Here is an 18,972-nt window from a genome sequence, read left to right as displayed (position 1 = left end):
TCGCTCGAGCTGTCTGGCCAAACTGGTGCAGCAGCGACCCGAATTGGCGCAACGGATGGCTCGGGTGGTGAGGGGGGAAGTCTGAAAGGCAGGTGTGGCACCTCTGTGCTCGGGATCACATAAACTGGCATGCAATGTGAATAGCAGTGAATAGCAATAAAGACATGAAGTGATAACGCATTAGCCGCAGTCGCAATCCATGGCGTTGTGATTGCGGCACACATTGACCTGACGATGTCAGGTAACAGGCACTGTCGCCTCACCGATCACCCGATCGGTGAGGCGTTTTTTTTGTGGCTCAGCCAATGGCAATGGCGCCGTTTGCTGGATCCGCTTCACACAGGGAGAGACGTGATGAGCATGATCAAATGGGGGGCGCTCTGTGGCGCCGTCTTGTTGGGGGCCGCCGCACAGGCACAAGTGGGTGAGCCGGAAAAAGAGACACTGCGGCTCGGGTTTATCAAGCTGACTGACATGGCGCCGCTGGCAGTCGCCTACGAGCGGGGCTATTTCGAGGACGAAGGACTCTATGTGACCCTGGAGGCCCAAGCCAACTGGAAAGTCTTGCTGGATCGGGTGATCGGTGGCGAGTTGGATGGCGCGCACATGCTGGCAGGTCAACCACTGGCCGCCCATATCGGTATTGGCACCAAGGCCGAGCTGGTGACCGCTCTGTCACTGGATCGCAACGGTAACGCCATCACAGTGGCCAATTCGGTCTGGGAACAGATGCAACCGGCCCTGGTCAACCATACGGGACCGATCAGCGCTGCTGCATTGCAGCCCGCCGTGGAGCAGTCGCGCCGTGATGGCAAGCCGTTCAACATGGGCATGGTATTTCCGGTCTCTCCCCACAACTATGAGCTGCGCTACTGGTTGGCTGCCGGTGGGCTGCACCCGGGGTTTTACGCCCCGGAGCGAGGTGATAACTCGGGTCAGCTCAAGGCCGATGTGTTGCTCTCGGTGACCCCTCCTCCCCAGATGCCAGCCACGTTGGAGGCAGGCACTATCAAGGGGTACTGCGTGGGCGAACCGTGGAATCAGCAGGCACTGGCCAAGGGGATTGGCAGACCGGTGATTACCGATAGCGAGATTTGGCACGCCAATCCCGAGAAGGTATTGGGGGTCACCCGGACCTTCGCCGAACAGTATCCCAATACCCATGTGCGAATGGTCAAGGCCCTGCTGCGGGCGGCCTACTGGCTGGATGAGCAACATAACCGCAATCGGCCTGAAGCGGCCCGTCTGCTGGCGCGTCCCGACTATGTAGGCGCGGATGAGCAGGTGATCGCCAGTTCAATGATCGGCACCTTCCGCTACAGCAAGGAGGATGTGCGTCAGGCCCCCGACTTTACCCTCTTTTTCCGGCAGCACGCCAGCTATCCCTTCTACTCGGATGCGGTCTGGTTTTTGACCCAGATGCGCCGCTGGGGTCAGATCCCCACCGCCAAGCCAGATAGCTGGTACGACGCGGTCGCTCGGGCTGTCTATCGACCCGACGTCTACCGCCAGGCTGCCGAAGCACTGATTGCCGAGGGCAAGTTCAAGGCTGCCGACTTTGTCGATTTTGCTCATGAGAGTGGCTATCGGGCACCGGATGCCGGTTTTATCGACGGCATCACCTTTGACGGGCGCCAACCCAACGCCTATCTCGCGCAGTTCCCCATCGGCCTCAAGGGCGATGAGCGGGCAGAGTAACCAAGGAGCATCCTATGAATCTCAATATTTGCAAACGTCTGGGCTTGCCCTTGCTGGGTTGTGCACTGTTTCTGCTGCTATGGCAGTGGGGGGCTGGCCATGTCAACACCTCCCTGGGGGCCCTGCCGGGGCCAGTTGCGACGCTGAGTCAGGCGGGACGGCTTGGTGAGGAATTTGTGGCCGAGCGGGAGCGTGAGCGCGCATTTCTGGCGCGTCAGGCTCAGCGCAATGCCGAGCGGTTGGCGATCGATCCTGCCGCCAAGGTGCGCATCGTGCCCTACACCGGGCGACCCACCTTCATCGATCAGGTATTGACCAGCTTGCGCACCGTGTTGCTCGGTTTTGGTCTGGCCAGCCTACTGGCCGTGCCGTTTGGCATCCTGTTGGGGATGAATCCGCGGCTTTATCAGGCCATCAATCCGCTGGTTCAGGTGCTAAAACCTATCTCCCCACTGGCATGGCTACCGCTGATCACCCTGGTGGTGAGTGCCCTCTACGTCAGTAGCGATCCGTTGTTTGCCAAGTCGTTCATTGTTTCGGCGGTGACGGTGGCGCTCTGTTCGCTGTGGCCAACCCTGATCAATACCGCGGTCGGGGTCAGCACGCTGGATCCGGATCTGGGAAATGTCAGCCGGGTGTTGTGTCTCTCCTGGCCTACCCATGTGCGCCGTATCGTGCTGCCGAGCGCCTTGCCGATGATCTTCACCGGTTTGCGGCTCTCGCTCGGGGTGGCCTGGATGGTGCTGATTGCCGCCGAGATGCTGGCGCAGAATCCGGGGCTCGGCAAATTCGTATGGGATGAGTTTCAAAGCGGCGGTGCCAGCTCGCTGGCACGCATCATGGTGGCGGTGCTCACCATAGGACTTATTGGATGCGGTCTTGATCGACTGATGCTGTCGCTGCAGTTGCGCTGGTCGTGGGATAAACGCGCCGAGCTGCGCTAACAAGAGGGATAAGGGATGAGCGCATTCTTGCAATTGAGCAACATGGGGGTGGGGTTCACCACCGAGCGTGGTTACTTCGAGGCGCTGACCAATGTCAACTTGCGCATCGAACAGGGGGAATTCATCTCCCTCATCGGTCATTCGGGATGCGGCAAGAGTACCTTGCTAAACCTGGTAGCCGGGCTGTGCGAGCCGAGTTGTGGCGGGGTCATTCTGGCCGGTCGCGAAGTCCGTGGGCCTGGCCCGGAGCGAGCCATGGTTTTCCAACACCATGCGCTGTTGCCCTGGCTCTCGGTGTTCGAGAATGTCGCCCTGGCGGTGCGCCAGGTCGAGTCGGGTCGGGGCCGGGTGAGTGAGCGGGTGATGGAGTTTCTCTCTCTGGTACAGATGGATCATGCCGCCGACAAGATGCCACACGAAATATCGGGGGGGATGAAGCAGCGGGTTGGCATTGCCCGCGCGTTGTCACTCAGCCCCAAGGTGCTGTTGATGGATGAGCCGTTTGGCGCGCTCGATGCGTTGACCCGGGCGCATCTGCAAGATGCCTTGATGGCCATTCAGGCCAGGCTCGGTACGACGGTGCTGATGGTGACCCACGATGTGGATGAGGCGGTGTTGTTGTCGGATCGCATCGTGATGCTGACCAACGGCCCCAGCGCCACTATCGGTGAGGTATTGACGGTGTCGCTGCCCCGGCCGCGGGATCGGGTGGCGCTGGCCGACGATCATCACTACCACAGGCTACGCCAGCAGGTGCTGCGTTTTTTGTATGAAAAACAGCGCAAGGTCACCCCACTCAAAGGGGAAGAGAGCAAGCCACAGGCCGGCAAGTTGCGGGCGTGAGAGAGTAAGGAGTACAGGGATGAACAAACAGCGATTGGTGGTAGTGGGCAACGGTATGGTCGGCCACCACTTTGTGGAGCAACTGGTGGCGGCCGGCGGGTTGGCACAGTTCGAGTTGACTGTGCTGGGGGCGGAGCCAGATCCGGCATATGACCGGGTCCACCTCTCCGAGGTGTTTGGTGGCAGAGCCCCCGAGGCGCTGCGGTTGGCGGATCCGGGCTGGTATCACGATCAGGGCATCCCCCTGCGTCTGGGGGCGAGCGTGGAGGTGATCGATCGGCAAGCGGGTCTGGTGCAGTTGAGTAATGGGGAGGCTATTGGTTATGACCGTCTGGTGCTGGCCACGGGGTCGATGCCCTTTGTGCCACCGATCCCGGGACGAGATCGCAGCCACTGCTTTGTCTATCGCACTCTCGATGATCTGATTGCGATCCGCGAAGCCTGTGCCCATGCGCGCAGCGGGGTGGTGATCGGTGGTGGACTGCTCGGGTTGGAGGCCGCCAATGCCTTGCGCCTGCTCGGTCTGCAAACTCATGTGGTGGAGTTTGCACCTCGCCTGATGCCGGTTCAGCTCGATGAGCTGGGGGGAGAGCTGCTGGCCAGCAAGATTGCCGGGCTCGGCGTAGAAGCGCACCTGGGCAAGGTGACCGAGCGTATCGTCGATGGTGAGCAGGCTCGCCACCGGTTGGTGTTTGCCGATGGCGGGCACCTGGAGTGCGACGTACTGCTCTTCTCGGCCGGGATCCGTCCGGCCGATAGTCTGGCGCGCGGTGCCGGGCTGGCGGTGGGTGAGCGCGGCGGTATCGTCATTGATGAGCAGTGCCAGTGCTCGGATCCGGCCATTCTGGCCATTGGTGAATGTGCGTTGTGGCAGGGGCGGATCTTTGGTCTGGTTGCTCCCGGCTATCAGATGGCTCGTGCCGCCGTGGCCACCCTGTGTGGTGGCGAGAGCCGTTTCAATGGCGCTGACATGTCTACCAAGCTCAAGTTGATGGGGGTGGATGTGGGGGCCATCGGTGATGGTCAGGGGGTGACCGCAGGCGCCCAGTCGCTGTTGCTGCTTGACCGAAGCACAGGGGTCTACAAAAAACTGGTGGTTGATGAGCAGGGTGAGCGGTTGTTGGGGGCCATCCTGGTGGGGGATGGGGCCGACTACGATCGGTTGCTCACCTACTACCAGCAAGGGATGCCCTTGCCCACCCCGCTATTGGCGTTGCTCACTGGTGAGGGGGATACGGTGGCCGCACCGCTGACCTTGCCAGAGAGCGCAACCCTCTGCTCCTGCCATAACGTGAGCAAGGGGGCCGTGGCAGCGGCGGTTCGGGCCGGGCATCACGAGCTGGGTCAGATCAAGGCCGTGACCCGCGCCGGCACCGGCTGCGGGGGGTGCAGTAACCTGCTTAAACAGGTGCTGGATCAGACCCTGAGCGAGCTCGGGGTCGAGACCGACAATCATTTGTGCGAACACTTTGGCTTCAGCCGTCAAGAGTTGTGCCATCTGATCCGGGTCGAGCAGATCCGCGACTTTGACACGCTGCTGGCTCGCCATGGTCAGGGGCTTGGCTGCGAGGTGTGCAAGCCGGTGATCGCCTCCATCCTCGCCTCGCTCTGGAACGAACACGTGTTGGAGAAGCCGCATCGGGCGCTGCAAGACAGCAACGATCGTTTCCTCGCCAACATCCAGCGAGATGGTACCTATTCGGTGGTGCCACGGATTGCAGGGGGGGAAATTACCCCGCGCGGGCTCATCACCCTTGGGGAGATCGCCGAGCGTTACGGGCTCTTTACCAAGATCACTGGCGGCCAGCGGATCGACATGTTGGGGGCTCGGCGCGATCAGTTACCGGCGATCTGGCGTGACCTGGTGGCGGCGGGCTTCGAGACCGGCCAAGCCTATGGCAAGTCGGTGCGTACCGTGAAGTCATGCGTGGGGTCCACCTGGTGCCGCTACGGGGTACAGGATTCGCTGGCGATGACCCAGCAGTTGGAGCACCGCTACAAGGGGTTGCGAGCACCCCATAAGCTGAAGTTTGCCGTCTCCGGCTGTACCCGTGAGTGTGCCGAGGCCCAAAGCAAGGATATCGGTGTGATTGCCACCGAGCGGGGCTGGAATCTCTATGTCTGCGGCAATGGCGGCATGCGCCCGCGTCATGCAGACCTGTTTGCCACCGATCTGGATGACCAGACCCTGATCCGCTACATCGACCGTTTGCTGATGTTTTATGTGCGTACCGGGGATCGCTTGCAGCGCACCTCGGTCTGGCTGGAAGGCATGGAAGGAGGGCTCGACTACCTCAAGTCCGTCATCATCGAGGACCGACTCGGTATCGGGGGCGAGTTGGAATCGGCCATGGCGGCCGTGGTGGGTAGTTGGGAGTGTGAATGGAAGGCCACGTTGGCCGATCCCGACAAGCTGCGGCTGTTTGAGGCCCATTTGAATCAACCCGAGGAGATCACCCCGCCGCGCCATGAGATCCGTGGTCAGTGGGTGCCCGAGATCAAGATCAAGGAGGTGGTATGACGACATCCGGTATGGCGTGGCTGCCCGCCTGTGAATTGACGCAGCTGGAGGAGGGCGTGGGACGCAGCCTGCGGGTGGCCGATCGCGTGGTCGCACTGTTTCGCTGTGGGGGCGAGATCTATGCCCTCGACGGGATGGACCCGGTGGCGGGGGTGGCGGTGATGGACTCCGGCTTGGTGGGTGACTGCCAGGGGGAGCCTATGGTCGCCTCGCCCCTTTATAAGCAGCGCTATTCGCTGCGCGATGGCCGCTGCCTCGATAACCCTGCGCTGGGGCTGCGGCCTTGGCCTATCAAGATCGAGGAGGGGCAGGTCTGGCTGGCCCAGCCTGACTTGACGTGATCCCCTCAGGCGCCCCAGCCCCTTGGGGCGCCTGCTCTTAGCGGCCGCTGGCTGCTCTCTTATATTCCTTATAGTTCTAAATGAACGTTCTTTATTATTTTGTTGCGCGCTGGCGCCCCGCTAGAGTGCGCTCATCAGGTATGGAGAGGTGCAAAATGGATTATTTGCCGATGTTTGCCAAGTTGGAAGGCCGCCCGATACTGCTGGTGGGCGGGGGCGAGGTTGCCCTGCGCAAGGCGCGCCTGCTGCTGGCGGCCGGTGCCCGGCTGACCCTGGTCTCCCCGAAGCTTGAACCGGAATTTGCGGAATTCACCGGGCGTTTCAGCCATCTGGCGGAGCGCTTCACTCCGGCCCATCTCGCAGGCCAGATTTTGGTGGTAGCGGCGACCGACAATCTCGAAGTCAACGCACTGGTTTATCAAAGTGCCAATCAGCTGGGTCTGTTCGTCAACGTGGTGGATGACCCCAAGCGTTCCAGTTTTATCTTCCCCTCGATTATCGATCGCTCGCCGCTGATGGTGGCGGTCTCCAGCGGCGGCAAGGCGCCGGTGCTGGTGCGCCTCTTGCGCGAGCGGCTGGAGAGCCTGCTGCCGCGCCATCTCGGCGGGCTGACCGAGCTATCCGGCCGGGTCCGTGACAAGGCCAAGCAGGTGCTCTCCTCGATTTCCGATCGCCGCCGCTTCTGGGAGCGCGCCTTTGCTTCCAACACCCTCGCCAGCCTGATTGAGAAAGAAGATTGGCAAGGTGCCGAGCAGTGGCTGAGCGATGGCCTCGATCAGGCGAAAAGCGAAGTGGGCGAGGTGGTCTTGGTCGGCGCGGGCCCCGGCGATCCGGGCCTCTTGACCCTCAAGGCGCTGCAACAGATTCAACAGGCTGAAGTGGTGCTCTACGACCAGCTGGTCTCCGCCGAGATCCTCGATCTGGTGCGCCGCGACGCCACTCTGGTGTCAGTTGGCAAGAAGGCGGGTGCCCACAGCGTGCCGCAGGAGGAGACCAATCGCCTGCTGGTGGAATACGCCAAGGCGGGCAACCGGGTGGTGCGGCTGAAAGGGGGCGATCCCTTTATGTTTGGCCGGGGTGGCGAGGAGCTGGAAGTGCTGGCCGACGAAGGCATCCCCTTCTCGGTGGTGCCCGGCATCACGGCCGCCGCCGGTGCCACCGCCTATGCAGGTATTCCGCTCACTCATCGTGATTACGCCCAGAGCGCTGTCTTTATCACGGGTCATTGCCAGATCGATGGCAAGGAGCCCGACTGGCAGCAGCTCGCCGCCACCAGTCAGACCCTGGTCATCTACATGGGGCTGATGCGCTCCGAGAATATCCAGCAGCAGCTGGTGGATCACGGCCGAAGCCAAGCCACCCCCATCGCCATCATCGAGCGCGGCACCACATCCCGCCAGCGGGTGCTGACCGGCACGCTGGCCGACTTGGCCGAGCTTGCCAAACAGGCGGTGAGCCCGTCGCTTATCGTCATCGGCGAAGTAGTGGCACTGCGCGAGCGGCTCGCCTGGTTTGGAGAAAAAAGCGGCGAGCAGCTGCGCGCTAACCCGGATCTCGATGGCTGCGACCTCAAGCTGGTGCAGCTGGCCTGACCGAGAAAGAGATATTTGATGCGGCTGCCGATGCGGCCGCGCACTGAACCACCCAGCGCCCCGAGCAGGCGCATAAGCAATGACCCGAGGACCAACATGGACCGTGAAAGATTGACCCACTTGCAGCAGCCGAACGCGGAGAGCAGTCATGCAGGTGTCTCTCGTGAAAGATTGACACATCTGCAGCAGCTGGAAGCCGAAAGCATCCATATTATCCGCGAGGTGGCTGCCGAATTTGAAAACCCGGTGATGATGTACTCCATCGGCAAGGACTCCTCCGTCATGCTGCACCTGGCCCGCAAGGCCTTCTATCCGGGCAAGATCCCGTTTCCCTTGCTCCACGTCGATACCGACTGGAAGTTCAAGGAGATGATCAAGTTCCGCGATGAGACCGCCAGGAAGTACGGGCTGGATCTCATCGTCCACAAGAACCCGGAAGGGCTTGCCATGGGCATCAACCCCTTCGTCCACGGTAGCGGCAAGCACACTGACATCATGAAGACCGAGGGGCTCAAGCAGGCGCTCAACAAATATGGCTTCGACGCCGCCTTCGGTGGCGCCCGTCGCGACGAGGAGAAGTCCCGCGCCAAGGAGCGGGTCTACTCCTTCCGTGACAAGTCCCACCGCTGGGATCCGAAGAACCAGCGCCCGGAGCTGTGGCGGGTCTACAACAGCCAGGTCAACAAGGGGGAGAGCATCCGGGTGTTCCCGCTCTCCAACTGGACCGAGCTGGATATCTGGCAATACATCTATCTCGAGAACATCGACATAGTGCCGCTCTACTTCGCCGCTTACCGTCCGGTGGTGGAGCGCAACGGCATCAAGATCATGGTGGATGACGATCGTATGCCGCTGACCGCCGAGGATGAGGTGAAGCAGGAGCTGGTGCGTTTCCGCACCCTCGGCTGCTATCCGCTCACCGGGGCCATCGAATCCGATGCCACCACCTTGCCGGAAATTATTGAAGAGATGCTGCTCACCACCTCGAGCGAGCGGCAAGGGCGGCTGATTGACCACGATCAGGCCGGCTCCATGGAGCAGAAGAAGCGTCAGGGATATTTCTAAGGAGTCGTCAGCATGAACAGCCATATTCAGACCGCCATCACCGAACAGGGCATCGAAGCCTATCTGCACGCCCAGCAGCACAAGAGTCTGCTGCGTTTTCTCACCTGCGGCAGCGTGGATGACGGCAAGAGCACCCTTATCGGTCGCCTGCTGCACGACTCCCAGCAGATCTATGAAGATCAGCTCAAAGCGCTGGAGTCCGACAGCCAGAAGCTCGGCACCACCGGCGAGAAGCTGGATCTGGCGCTGCTGGTAGACGGCCTGCAAGCGGAGCGCGAGCAGGGCATCACCATCGACGTGGCCTACCGCTATTTCTCCACCGCCAAGCGCAAATTTATCATCTCGGATACCCCGGGCCACGAGCAGTACACCCGCAACATGGCCACCGGCGCCTCCACCTGCGATCTGGCCATCATATTGATCGATGCCCGCAAGGGTGTGCTGGATCAGACCCGCCGCCACAGCTTTATTGCGAGCCTGCTTGGCATCAAGCAGTTTGTGGTGGCGGTCAACAAGATGGATCTGGTGGAGTTCAGTCAGGAGGTGTTCGAGCGCATCAGTGCCGACTACCGCGAGTTTGCCAAGAAGCTCAGCGTCGACACCATCCATATCGTGCCGGTCTCGGCCCTGGACGGTGACAACGTAGTCAACCAGAGCGACAAGCTGGCCTGGTATCAGGGCGAAACCCTGCTTGCTCTGCTGGAGTCTGCCGAGGTTGAGCGCGAGCTGGAGCGCCATCCGGTGCGCCTGCCGGTGCAGTATGTGAACCGCCCCAACCTCGATTTTCGCGGCTTCGCGGGGACGCTCGCCTCCGGCATCCTGCGGGTGGGCGACCGGCTTGCGGTGCTGCCGTCCGGCAAAGAGAGCACAGTCACCCGTATCGTCACCTTCGACGGGGATCTGGAGTACGCCCTGCCGGGTCAGGCCATCACCGTCACCTTCGCGGATGAAATCGACATCAGCCGCGGCGACCTGCTGGTGGATGCCGCCAACCGTCCGCAAGTGACCCAGAATGTGCTGGCCCATATCGTCTGGATGGGGGAGGAGTCCCTGCAACTGGGTCGGGTCTACGACGTCAAGCTGGCCACCAAGAAGAGTCGCGGTCAGGTGGAGGCCATCCGCCACCGCATCGAGATCAACAAGCTGGACGAGTTGGACGCGAGCGAACTCAAGCTCAACGAGATCGGCCTGTGCGAGCTGAGCCTGACCGACCCGGTGGCGTTCGACCCGTATCAGGAGATCCGCGATACCGGCAGTTTTATCCTGATCGACCGGCTGACCAACGTCACCGTCGGCGCCGGCATGATAGTGGAAGGCTTGGCCGCCAAAGCGGTAAAAGGGCACTACAGCGAGTTCGAAATCGAGCTCAACGCGCTGGTGCGCAAGCACTTCCCGCACTGGCAAGCCCTTGCCATCGGTAACGACACAAGCAAGGAGTAAGCCCATGACCTGGCAACAATTCCTGGTGCTGGGTCTGCTGGCTGCTCTCGTGGCCCTGCTGATCCAGGGCAAACTCCGCCCGGCGCTGCTCTTCTCGGGCGCCGTGCTCATCACCTACCTGAGCGGGCTGGCGGATATCAACGCAGTGGTGGCGGGCTACACCAACAGTGCCCTGCTGACGCTGGTGCTGTTGCTGCTGGTGTCGCTGGCGGTGGAGAAGACCCGCATCATGAGCTGGTTCGCCAATCTGGTGGGCACGGGTTCATTCAACAAGGTGCTGGTGAAGGTGTGGTTCTCCACCGCCTTCCTGTCGGCTTTCGTCAACAACACCGCCGTGGTGGCCTCCATGCTGGGAGCGGTCAAACGCAACCCCAACCATGCGCCGTCGCGGCTGCTGCTGCCCATGTGCTTCGCGGCCACCTTTGGTGGGGTGCTGACCCTCATCGGCACCTCCACCAACCTTATCGTCAACAGCTTCCTCATCAAGATGGGGGCGCCGCCGCTCGGCATGTTCGACTTCTTTATGGTGGGAGCGGGCACCCTGCTGACCGGTCTGGTGGCCGTGCTGCTGTTTGCCCGCCACCTGCCGGTGCAGGATACCGAGATGAGCCGCGAATCCGGCTACTTTCTCGAAGCCAAGGTGGGCGCCGGTTCACCGCTGGCGGGGCGCAGCGTCAAGGAGAACGGCTTGCGCAGCCTGAAAAGTCTCTATCTGGCGGAGATCATTCGCGGCGATCAGGTGATCTGCCCGGTGCAGCCGGAACATGAACTGCACGAAGGGGACGTGCTGCTGTTTTGCGGCGATGTGGAGAGCGTCGGCGTGTTGCAGGAGATGAAGGGGCTGGATCTCTACGGCCAGCACCGCCTCAACGGCCAGCATCTGGTGGAGGTGATCGTCAGCCACAGCTCGCGGCTGGTGGGTCAGACCATCAAGGATGCCGAATTTCGCACCCACTTCGATGCGGTGGTACTGGCGGTGCGCCGCGGCGAAACCCAGCTTACCGGCGGTCTCGGCCAGATTGAACTGCACGCCGGTGATACCCTGCTGCTGGCCCCCGGCCCCCAGTTTGCCCGCAACAAGTCGCTGGGGCGGGAGTTTGTGGTGGTGAGCGGGCTGGAAGCCTCCACCCGCCTCGATGGCAAGCGCAGCGCCGCCGTGGTGCTGGGATTTCTCGGGGTGCTGGCGCTCTCGGTGTTTGATCTGGTGCCGCTGTTCAAGGGCTTGCTGCTGATGCTGGTGGCGCTGCTGCTCACCCGCATTCTGACCTTGGACGAGATCCGCCGCCGCTTTCCGCTGGATATCTGGCTGGTGGTGGGCGGGGCGCTCGCCATCGCCGATCAGCTGGAAAAGAGCGGGCTGGCCAAGCTTATCGCCGACTGGCTGATGGGAGAGTTCAATGGTGCCAGCCCCATCATCGCCTTTATCGGTATCTATCTGTTTACGCTGGTGCTGACCGAGCTGATGAGCAACAACGCCGCCGCCGCGCTGGCCTTCCCCATGGGTTACCAGCTGGCGCTCAGCATGGATGTCTCGACCATGCCGTTTATTCTGGCGGTGCTGTTCGGGGCCAGCTCCAGCTTTATCCTGCCCTACGGCTACCAGACCAACCTGATGGTCTATGCCGCGGGCAACTACAAGATGCCGGACTACCTCAAGCTGGCCCTGCCGGTCTCGCTGGCCTATAGCCTCGGGGTGATTGTGATGGTGCCCCTGCTGTTTCCGTTTTAAGGCGTGAGCGCCAATCAAGGCGTGTTGGGTGAGCAATACCATGGCATCAGCACGTTGGCGGCTGATAGTCCGAAGCGGCTCCCCGTGGTGCCGGACAGTTTAAGTTTTGAGGCGTGAGCGCCAATCAAGGAGTGTTGGGTGAGCAATGCCATGGCACTAGCACGTTGTCGGCTGATAGTCCGAGGCGGCTCCCCGTGGTTCCGGACCGTTTAAGTTTTGAGGCGTAAGCGCCAATCAAGGAGTGTGGGATGAGCAATATCGTGTGGCACAAGCATGCCGTGGACAAACAGAGCCGGGCCGAATTGAAAGGGCAAAAGCCGCTGGTGATCTGGTTTACCGGGCTGTCGGGGGCGGGCAAATCGACCCTGGCGGGGGCGCTGGAGCAGGCGCTGGCGGCACAAGGCAAGCACACCTATCTGCTGGATGGCGACAATGTGCGCCACGGCCTGTGCGGCGATCTCGGTTTCGATGATGCTGCGCGGCAGGAGAATATCCGCCGGGTCGGCGAGGTGGCAAAACTGATGGTGGATGCGGGCCTGATCGTGCTCACCGCCTTTATCTCGCCGTTCCGTGCCGAGCGGGCGCAGGTACGCAATCTCTTGGGCGAAGGGGAGTTTGTCGAGGTCTTTGTCGATGCACCGCTCGCCATCTGTGAAGAGCGCGACCCCAAGGGGCTCTATAAAAAAGCGCGAGCGGGGGAAATTACGAATTTTACCGGTATCGACTCCGCCTACGAGGCGCCGGAGCAGCCGGAAATCCATCTGCTGAATGCCGGTACACCGGTGGAAGCGCTGGTGGATGAGCTGCTGACTGCCCTGCGGCAGGGGAACTATCTGTAATTGGATCGGAAGAACCTATAACAAGCGCCCGGCGGTCGTTAAGTTGACCAACACTGGCGCTGATGGGCTGGCGGTAGCCACTATAAGCAAAAGTTGGGTCATTATCGGAAAACCCATAAATCCAGCTTATAGTGGCACCGGCAAGTCTTGAGCCACCCCAAGGCGGTCGATAGCAACCCCGCAAGAGGAACTTCCGTTCCTTGCTTATATCGCGGCGGGGTTATTCGCGATTGTCAGAATACGCTGCGCTATTCGAACCTAGGGGCTGTAGTTATGTGTTGTTAAGTATTCTCTTTACGTATTTTAAAAAGAAGGCCGACAGGGGATTTCTTGATTTTTTTATTCTCTTCCGCTAATTCTATTATTGATTTTGGAATGTCTTTTAATTTTGGAACATCAAGTATTTGATTTGCGGCTATGGTGGCTAAGCCCCAGACTGGTGTACCAGTAACTGCTGCAGCCACTTCCAGAGATCCCACAACTAGCCAAGAACCAACATCCTTCCCTGCAAACTTCCATTTCTTATGGCTCAAGGTATCAAGATTTTTTTGATGTTGGCCAAATGCTGAGTGGATATTATCGAATATCTGGTCTCGGCTTCGGTGGAAATTATCAGGGTTAATTTCTATTAAATCATTTATTCCTTTTCCTAAAATATCTCTGATTTCATCCATTGCCCCATTTTTTCTTATTTCTATTAATGCTCTCGGAGGAATATTACCAATCCACTGCATATCACCTGTTGAAAGGTCACTTAATCCTTTTATAACATGTAGGTCTTTCGATTTTAATGTTGATTCAGCTCTTTCTGCATCGTATTCCATTTTCCAGACTAGGTACTGCCAAGAAGTCGGGGCATCTATTATTGGCGTGCCATTTAAGCGTCGTGCTTTAATTAGCATTTCATTACTAACAGACATGCGACCAAGAGCTAAACTTGCCAGAGCTACTCCAGGTGTAATATTTCCAAATGGCTTAATATAATCGCTTTTCATTGCTTTTTCTATTTGGGTGCCTATATCTTCACTCCAATTGGCATCAAATAAAACTCGATTTTTATCAGATATTTCGGCAACAGTTCTTTCAATGGAATCCAATGAGCTACAAAATTCAATTAATTCTTCGAATGACTCGAAATCTCGTCCAAATAATTTACCTGAATGCACTAGAGAATCTTCCCTCCCTAGTCGCTGGAAAAACTCGCGTTCTCCATCTTGTAAAACAGCTAAGTCTGGTAAAATAACAACAATAGGTTCATCAATTTCTGCGCATGCCAACTCCTTGTATTGCAAAATATTCATCGCATGCTTCATGAGGTAATAGGCTTTATCTGCCAGACTGGAATGCTCAAAGATAACTTTCGATCTTAAAAATGGATCTGGAAGTACAATTGTATCAGTATATAAACCACACTTAGATGCAATGTTTTCATCATGTGATGGAAAAAGATCACCACCAAAAATTCCTTTTACATTGTGGCGCATATCTTCTACATGGATGTGTGCGACTTCACCGAGCCCTTCCCAAAACTGGTCTATTACTTCAAGAAATTTATCAAGATTATCTGTTATTTCTTTAATGGAGCCTTCGCTACTTTTTGCTGCCATTCCCGCATCATGCGGTTTCATCCCTCTTTGAGTCATCATTTTATAAAAATGACCAAAATTATCATCTATGAATTTGAAATACATATGCTGTATTTCACTCAATGATGCTTCTTTTTTTAGTTCTTCACGATCATGCATTGCAGTAACAGCTAGAGCCATAGACCTGACAAGACCATCTACAGTGTCTAGATCTATCTCACCATCAGGACCTATACGAACGGCGAGAAGGCTTTTTTCAATATCAAGACCTTCGGCAATTCTTATTTTTCCCGCTTGGAATTGTTCTTGAAGCACTTTTAGCCGTCTGCGAAGTCTTTGCTCATATGCAGCGTCTTCTATTGTCTTCTCGTCGCTCATTTTTAACTCCAGTCTCGATGAGATACTTAACTTTTTCTTACGGAAAGAAAATCTAGGACAGCTAAATCTTAAATCTGGGCGGATGCAGTAGCTGCTCTCGTATGCTGGGCTAAAAATCATAGGTTGGTGCTGAACACGGTGAAGCCCAACATTTACCGCGAAACGCATCTGCAAATTTGTTTTACCGTTCGGGCCAATACATGTTTATCCCGCTCTGGTTGAGCTGAGCATGCTTGTCTGTTGGGCTTCGCTACGCTCTGTGCCAACTTGCAAAAACCACGCTACCGCCCCTGAATTTCAGCCTCCAGTTTGCTGCTTTTTACCTGCGTTTTGGCACTGGCTTGGCTCATGGCTGTCTCCTGCGAGAGGTTGCCAAGCGGCTATGTTACCGAACGGGGCTGGGGAGAAAAGCGGAAGAGGATGGATTTCCAAGCAAGATCAACAAATCAACCAAGAACTGGTGGGGATGCGATCGCCCAGCAGTGACGGCCATCAGAGCTGGGGAAAATCGAACGGGGAAACGGCAGTGTCGCCATCTTGTTGGCAGGCAATAAAAAAAACCTATGGGCCTGCTGGCCCATAGGTTTTTTCTGCGGTGATTGTTTGTGTAGTGGTTATCTGGCTTGGCGAACCGGCACGGCGCGGGTGGTGGCCACTTCGTAGCGGCTCTGGGTGGCCGGAGCCCCTTTCTGGAACTGGCGCACCAGTCGGTCGAGATCGCTCAACTGGTTTACCAGCTGGGTGATGCCGTGTACGGCGTGCTGGCTGCCGACGCTGGAGTCATCGGCCAGGGTCTTGATGCTGAGCACGTTGCGGTTGATCTCGGCGGTGACGTGGAACTGCTCCTGTACCGCCTGGGCAATCTGGCCGCTGCCAGAGGCCACCTGCTGCAGCATATCGTTGATCTGCTGGAGTATGGTGCCGGTCGCCGAGGCTTTTTGCTGGCAGCTCTCGGAGAGTTGGCAGCCCTTCTCCATCGCCTGTTCTGCATCCCCGGCGCTGGTTTGCAGCTCGGTGATCATCTTCTGGATCTCGCTGGTCGAGGATTGGGTCTTGATGGCGAGGGTGCGGATCTCGTCGGCCACTACCGAGAAGCCGCGACCCGCTTCGCCAGCCCGGGCCGCTTCGATGGCGGCATTGAGGGCCAGCAGGTTGGTCTGGTTGGCGATGTTATTGATCACATCGAGGATGCCGTCGATATCGCGGCAGTGGCCGACCAGCGCACTGATCACGCTCTTGGAGGTGGTCAGCTCGCTGTTCATACCCGCCACGGCAGCCACGGTTTCGGCCACGCTGTGGTTGCCGCTCTTGAACAGGTCGGCGGTCTCGTCCAGCAGGCTGGAGGATTCGCTGGAGCTCTGTGAAACCTCGCGAATGGATTCCGACATCTCGGTCACGGCAGTGGCTACCTGATTGGTTTCGGCCTGCTGCTGTTGCAGGTTGTCAGTGATGGATTCGGCGTTACGCAGATCCCCCTCGGCGGCTTGCAGGATCTTGCTGCAAGTCTGTTGGGTACGGGCCAGCACGGCGTTGAACTCGGCCTGATTCATCAGCATCGAGAGTTCGATGGCGGCGATGTTGTCCACCTTGTTGGTGTAGAGCAGCTGCATCAGCGGGTTGTCAAAGCGGCTGCGGGCCATCTTGTTGAGCTTGCCGAGGCGGCGGGAGAGGGCATTCAGGGTGATGGCCGCTATCGCCAGCGGCAGGGCGACCAGCGCCAGTTGCCAGTTCATGTCGTGGTTGTAGCCCAGCGCAAACATGGCGAGCAGGCTCAGCAGCAGACAGAGGTTGATGGTCAGGGTATGGGAGAAGGTGGGTAACTTGAGCGCCAGCGGCAGCTTGTTGTTGCGAAGGTCGGCATAGACCTTCTCGGCCCGCTGTTTGATCTCCTCGCTCGGGGCGGTGCGCACCGACTGATACTCCACCACCCGGCCACTGGCATCCTTGATGGGGGTGACAAAGGCGCTGACCCAGTAGTGATCGCCATTCTTGCAGCGATTTTTCACCGGCCCCATCCAGCTCTTGCCTTCGCGAATATGGTTCCACAGATCGGCAAAGGCCTGTTTCGGCATGTCAGGATGGCGCACCAGATTGTGGTGTTCCCCCACCAGCTCGTCGAGCGAGAAGCCTGCAATCTCGCAGAACTCATCGTTGGCGTAGGTGATGCGGCTCTCCAGATCCGTGGTGGAAATCAGGCTCTGGTGGTCTGGATAGAGACGTTCTCTTTGGGTAACCGGTTGATTGATTCTCATGGCCTTGCTCCCGAGCTGTGATGGTTAAATTTTGATCTGCATCAAGACATGTGCAAAGGGCGGGCCAGCTGGCAAAAACTAATGATTGATGTGTTATTAGTGAGGTTTGGAGAGGAAAAGCGCGTGGTTGTTTGCAATATGCAACGGAGCAGATGGGGTGTGCCTCTGCGGCATCTGCAATTTGCAACCTATTCTGGACAAGCCCATAAGCTTGGAGCCAGCAGCTTGATGCGAAGGATCTATGAACCGACGGGGCATCCGCTGCCCCGCCAGAGCTCAGGGGAGAGGGTCGGGAGCGGGTGAGGAGGGGGCGCTGACGAGCTGCATCACTTCAATCTGGATCCCCTGCACCAGCACGGTTTTCAGATCCTGCAGGTACTCCTCCAGCGGCGACTCTTGCAGCAGCTGGGCGAGCTCGTTGCCCACCGGGGTGAGGCGGTAGTAGAGCAGGGTGATGTTGTTCTGCTTGCACTGCAGCCGCCAGCGCTGGTTGCCGAACTCCAGCTCGACCCCATCGGCGGGCAGCGGGCCGGACTCCAGCTCCGCGCGATGCAGCAGCCCTAGCTCAAACAGTTGCAGCAGGGCGTTGTAGGGCAGTCGGTATTTGCCAAGGCCAAGGCGCGTTGCTTTGGCGCGACTCAGCAGGGTGGCCCCCTTGTGCAGCCCCAGCAGCAGTCGCTGCTCGTCGCTGCCGGTGTAGTGGCAGGTCAGTGAACAGATGCGCTGGAACAGCTGGGCCTCGCGCTGGGTCATCTCTTTGAGGGTGGCGAGCGCTCGGATGGAGAAGCGGCCCGGCGTGGCGACTTCCAGCGCGAAGATCCGCCCCCACAGCTGTTGCATCGGCACCATGCTGATATCTTCCGCCAGTTGCAGAAAGCGGGTCAGCCAGTCGCTATCCATCTCGCCGCCAGCCGCGGTCTCTTCGCAGTGGCGGGAGGCCATCACCATGATGGCTTCCAGATTGCGCTGGCGAGCGGCCTGGTCCGCCAGATGGCGAAAGGTGGCGCGCTGTTCGAAGGTGCTATCGGTATTGCGGGTGAGCATGCCGTCGATGCCGCGACTGCGGGCCAGACGCAGGGTCTGCTCCTGGCTGCTCAGGATCGAACTCTCTTTTTTCGGGGGGGGGAGGTCTGCCATGCTGACTCCATTCGCACAGGTTCTGGAGCTGAATGTTACTCCAACCGGGATGCCAAGATAACAAAGCGGCCTCCGTGGAGGCCGCTTTTTTTGCAACGGGAGGATTACTCCTCGTAGACGCTCACCTCGACCGCTTCCATCGAATAGGAGGCGGTGGCCATCTCGTGGCTGGAGCTGACCGTGCGCATCTTGCCTTTTACCCAGATGGCATCCCACAGATCATCCACCGGCGCACCCTTGGGGTAGCTCACATAGATCACCTGATTGGTGGGGGGCGGCGGCACATGGATGCAGGCGCCGAAGTAGGGTACCAGCAGGAAGGCGGTGATCTTCTTGGCATCCCCTTCCAGCGGCACCACGAAGCCCGGAATGCGCACATCCTGGTTGTCCAGCTTCTTGTTTACCCCGCCCACCGGTTGCGGCACCGACATGGGATCTTCGTGATTGACCTGGGGCGGTGGTAGCAGTTTCTCCCCTTCCGGGATGAGCACATCCCAGTCGATGGTCTTGTAATCGGCGGCCAGGGCGGGCAACACCAGCAGGCTGGCGAGCAGCGCCACAATTTTCCACTTCATCATCTGTCCTTCTGTTTCTATTTGGGCGTCTC

General features: G+C 58.8%; 14 protein-coding genes. 10 read left to right on the top strand and 4 right to left on the bottom strand.

What is annotated here, in order from left to right:
- The first annotated feature begins 354 nt into the window (after positions 1-354).
- From L972_RS16380 to cysC, 10 genes are all read left to right on the top strand, one after another.
- Complete coding sequence (locus L972_RS16380; protein ID WP_047439598.1) at positions 355-1,698, top strand: CmpA/NrtA family ABC transporter substrate-binding protein; 1,344 nt, start codon at positions 355-357, stop codon at positions 1,696-1,698.
- Between the two features lie 14 nt (positions 1,699-1,712).
- Entirely contained in the window at positions 1,713-2,642 is a 930-nt protein-coding gene (locus L972_RS16375; protein ID WP_047439596.1) for an ABC transporter permease, read from the top strand.
- A gap of 15 nt (positions 2,643-2,657) precedes the next feature.
- Positions 2,658-3,485 carry an ABC transporter ATP-binding protein gene (locus L972_RS16370; RefSeq protein ID WP_047439595.1) on the top strand — a complete coding sequence of 276 codons (828 nt, stop codon included), beginning with the start codon at positions 2,658-2,660 and terminating at the stop codon, positions 3,483-3,485.
- Positions 3,486-3,504: 19 nt separating this feature from the next.
- Positions 3,505-6,006, top strand: a complete 2,502-nt coding sequence (gene nirB, locus L972_RS16365) for a nitrite reductase large subunit NirB (RefSeq protein ID WP_047439593.1) — start codon at positions 3,505-3,507, stop codon at positions 6,004-6,006.
- On the top strand, positions 6,003-6,347 hold the full coding sequence (gene nirD, locus L972_RS16360; RefSeq protein ID WP_052200078.1) for a nitrite reductase small subunit NirD: 345 nt from the start codon (positions 6,003-6,005) through the stop codon (positions 6,345-6,347). Before nirB ends, nirD begins: the two co-directional genes overlap by 4 nt.
- A 155-nt stretch (positions 6,348-6,502) precedes the next feature.
- Complete coding sequence (gene cysG / locus L972_RS16355; RefSeq protein WP_047439592.1) at positions 6,503-7,939, top strand: siroheme synthase CysG; 1,437 nt, start codon at positions 6,503-6,505, stop codon at positions 7,937-7,939.
- Between the two features lie 96 nt (positions 7,940-8,035).
- Positions 8,036-9,004, top strand: coding sequence for a sulfate adenylyltransferase subunit CysD (gene cysD / locus L972_RS16350; RefSeq protein ID WP_052200077.1), 969 nt, complete (start codon positions 8,036-8,038; stop codon positions 9,002-9,004).
- Positions 9,005-9,016: 12 nt separating this feature from the next.
- On the top strand, positions 9,017-10,444 hold the full coding sequence (gene cysN, locus L972_RS16345) for a sulfate adenylyltransferase subunit CysN (RefSeq protein ID WP_047439590.1): 1,428 nt from the start codon (positions 9,017-9,019) through the stop codon (positions 10,442-10,444).
- A gap of 4 nt (positions 10,445-10,448) precedes the next feature.
- Positions 10,449-12,173: an SLC13 family permease gene (locus L972_RS16340; protein ID WP_047439587.1), complete on the top strand. Its 1,725-nt coding sequence runs from the start codon at positions 10,449-10,451 to the stop codon at positions 12,171-12,173.
- Positions 12,174-12,421: 248 nt separating this feature from the next.
- Complete coding sequence (gene cysC, locus L972_RS16335) at positions 12,422-13,012, top strand: adenylyl-sulfate kinase (protein WP_047439585.1); 591 nt, start codon at positions 12,422-12,424, stop codon at positions 13,010-13,012.
- Positions 13,013-13,293: 281 nt separating this feature from the next.
- On the opposite strand, the gene L972_RS16330 is transcribed toward cysC, so the two are convergent.
- The 4 genes from L972_RS16330 to L972_RS16315 form a co-directional block, all read right to left on the bottom strand.
- The gene (locus tag L972_RS16330) at positions 13,294-14,976 is read right to left on the bottom strand and encodes a hypothetical protein (RefSeq protein ID WP_047439582.1); all 1,683 of its coding nucleotides are present in this window, start codon (positions 14,974-14,976) and stop codon (positions 13,294-13,296) included.
- 614 nt (positions 14,977-15,590) lie between these two features.
- The gene (locus L972_RS16325; protein WP_047439580.1) at positions 15,591-17,228 is read right to left on the bottom strand and encodes a methyl-accepting chemotaxis protein; all 1,638 of its coding nucleotides are present in this window, start codon (positions 17,226-17,228) and stop codon (positions 15,591-15,593) included.
- Positions 17,229-17,504: 276 nt separating this feature from the next.
- Positions 17,505-18,365: a TIGR03899 family protein gene (locus tag L972_RS16320; protein WP_047439578.1), complete on the bottom strand. Its 861-nt coding sequence runs from the start codon at positions 18,363-18,365 to the stop codon at positions 17,505-17,507.
- 104 nt (positions 18,366-18,469) lie between these two features.
- Positions 18,470-18,943 carry a DUF3299 domain-containing protein gene (locus tag L972_RS16315; RefSeq protein WP_026034852.1) on the bottom strand — a complete coding sequence of 158 codons (474 nt, stop codon included), beginning with the start codon at positions 18,941-18,943 and terminating at the stop codon, positions 18,470-18,472.
- Positions 18,944-18,972: the final 29 nt, after the last annotated feature.

The sequence above is a fragment of the Aeromonas sp. ZOR0001 genome, assembly GCF_000801015.1.
Lineage (GTDB): Bacteria > Pseudomonadota > Gammaproteobacteria > Enterobacterales > Aeromonadaceae > Aeromonas > Aeromonas veronii.
This window is presented reverse-complemented; position numbering and strand designations above follow the sequence as displayed.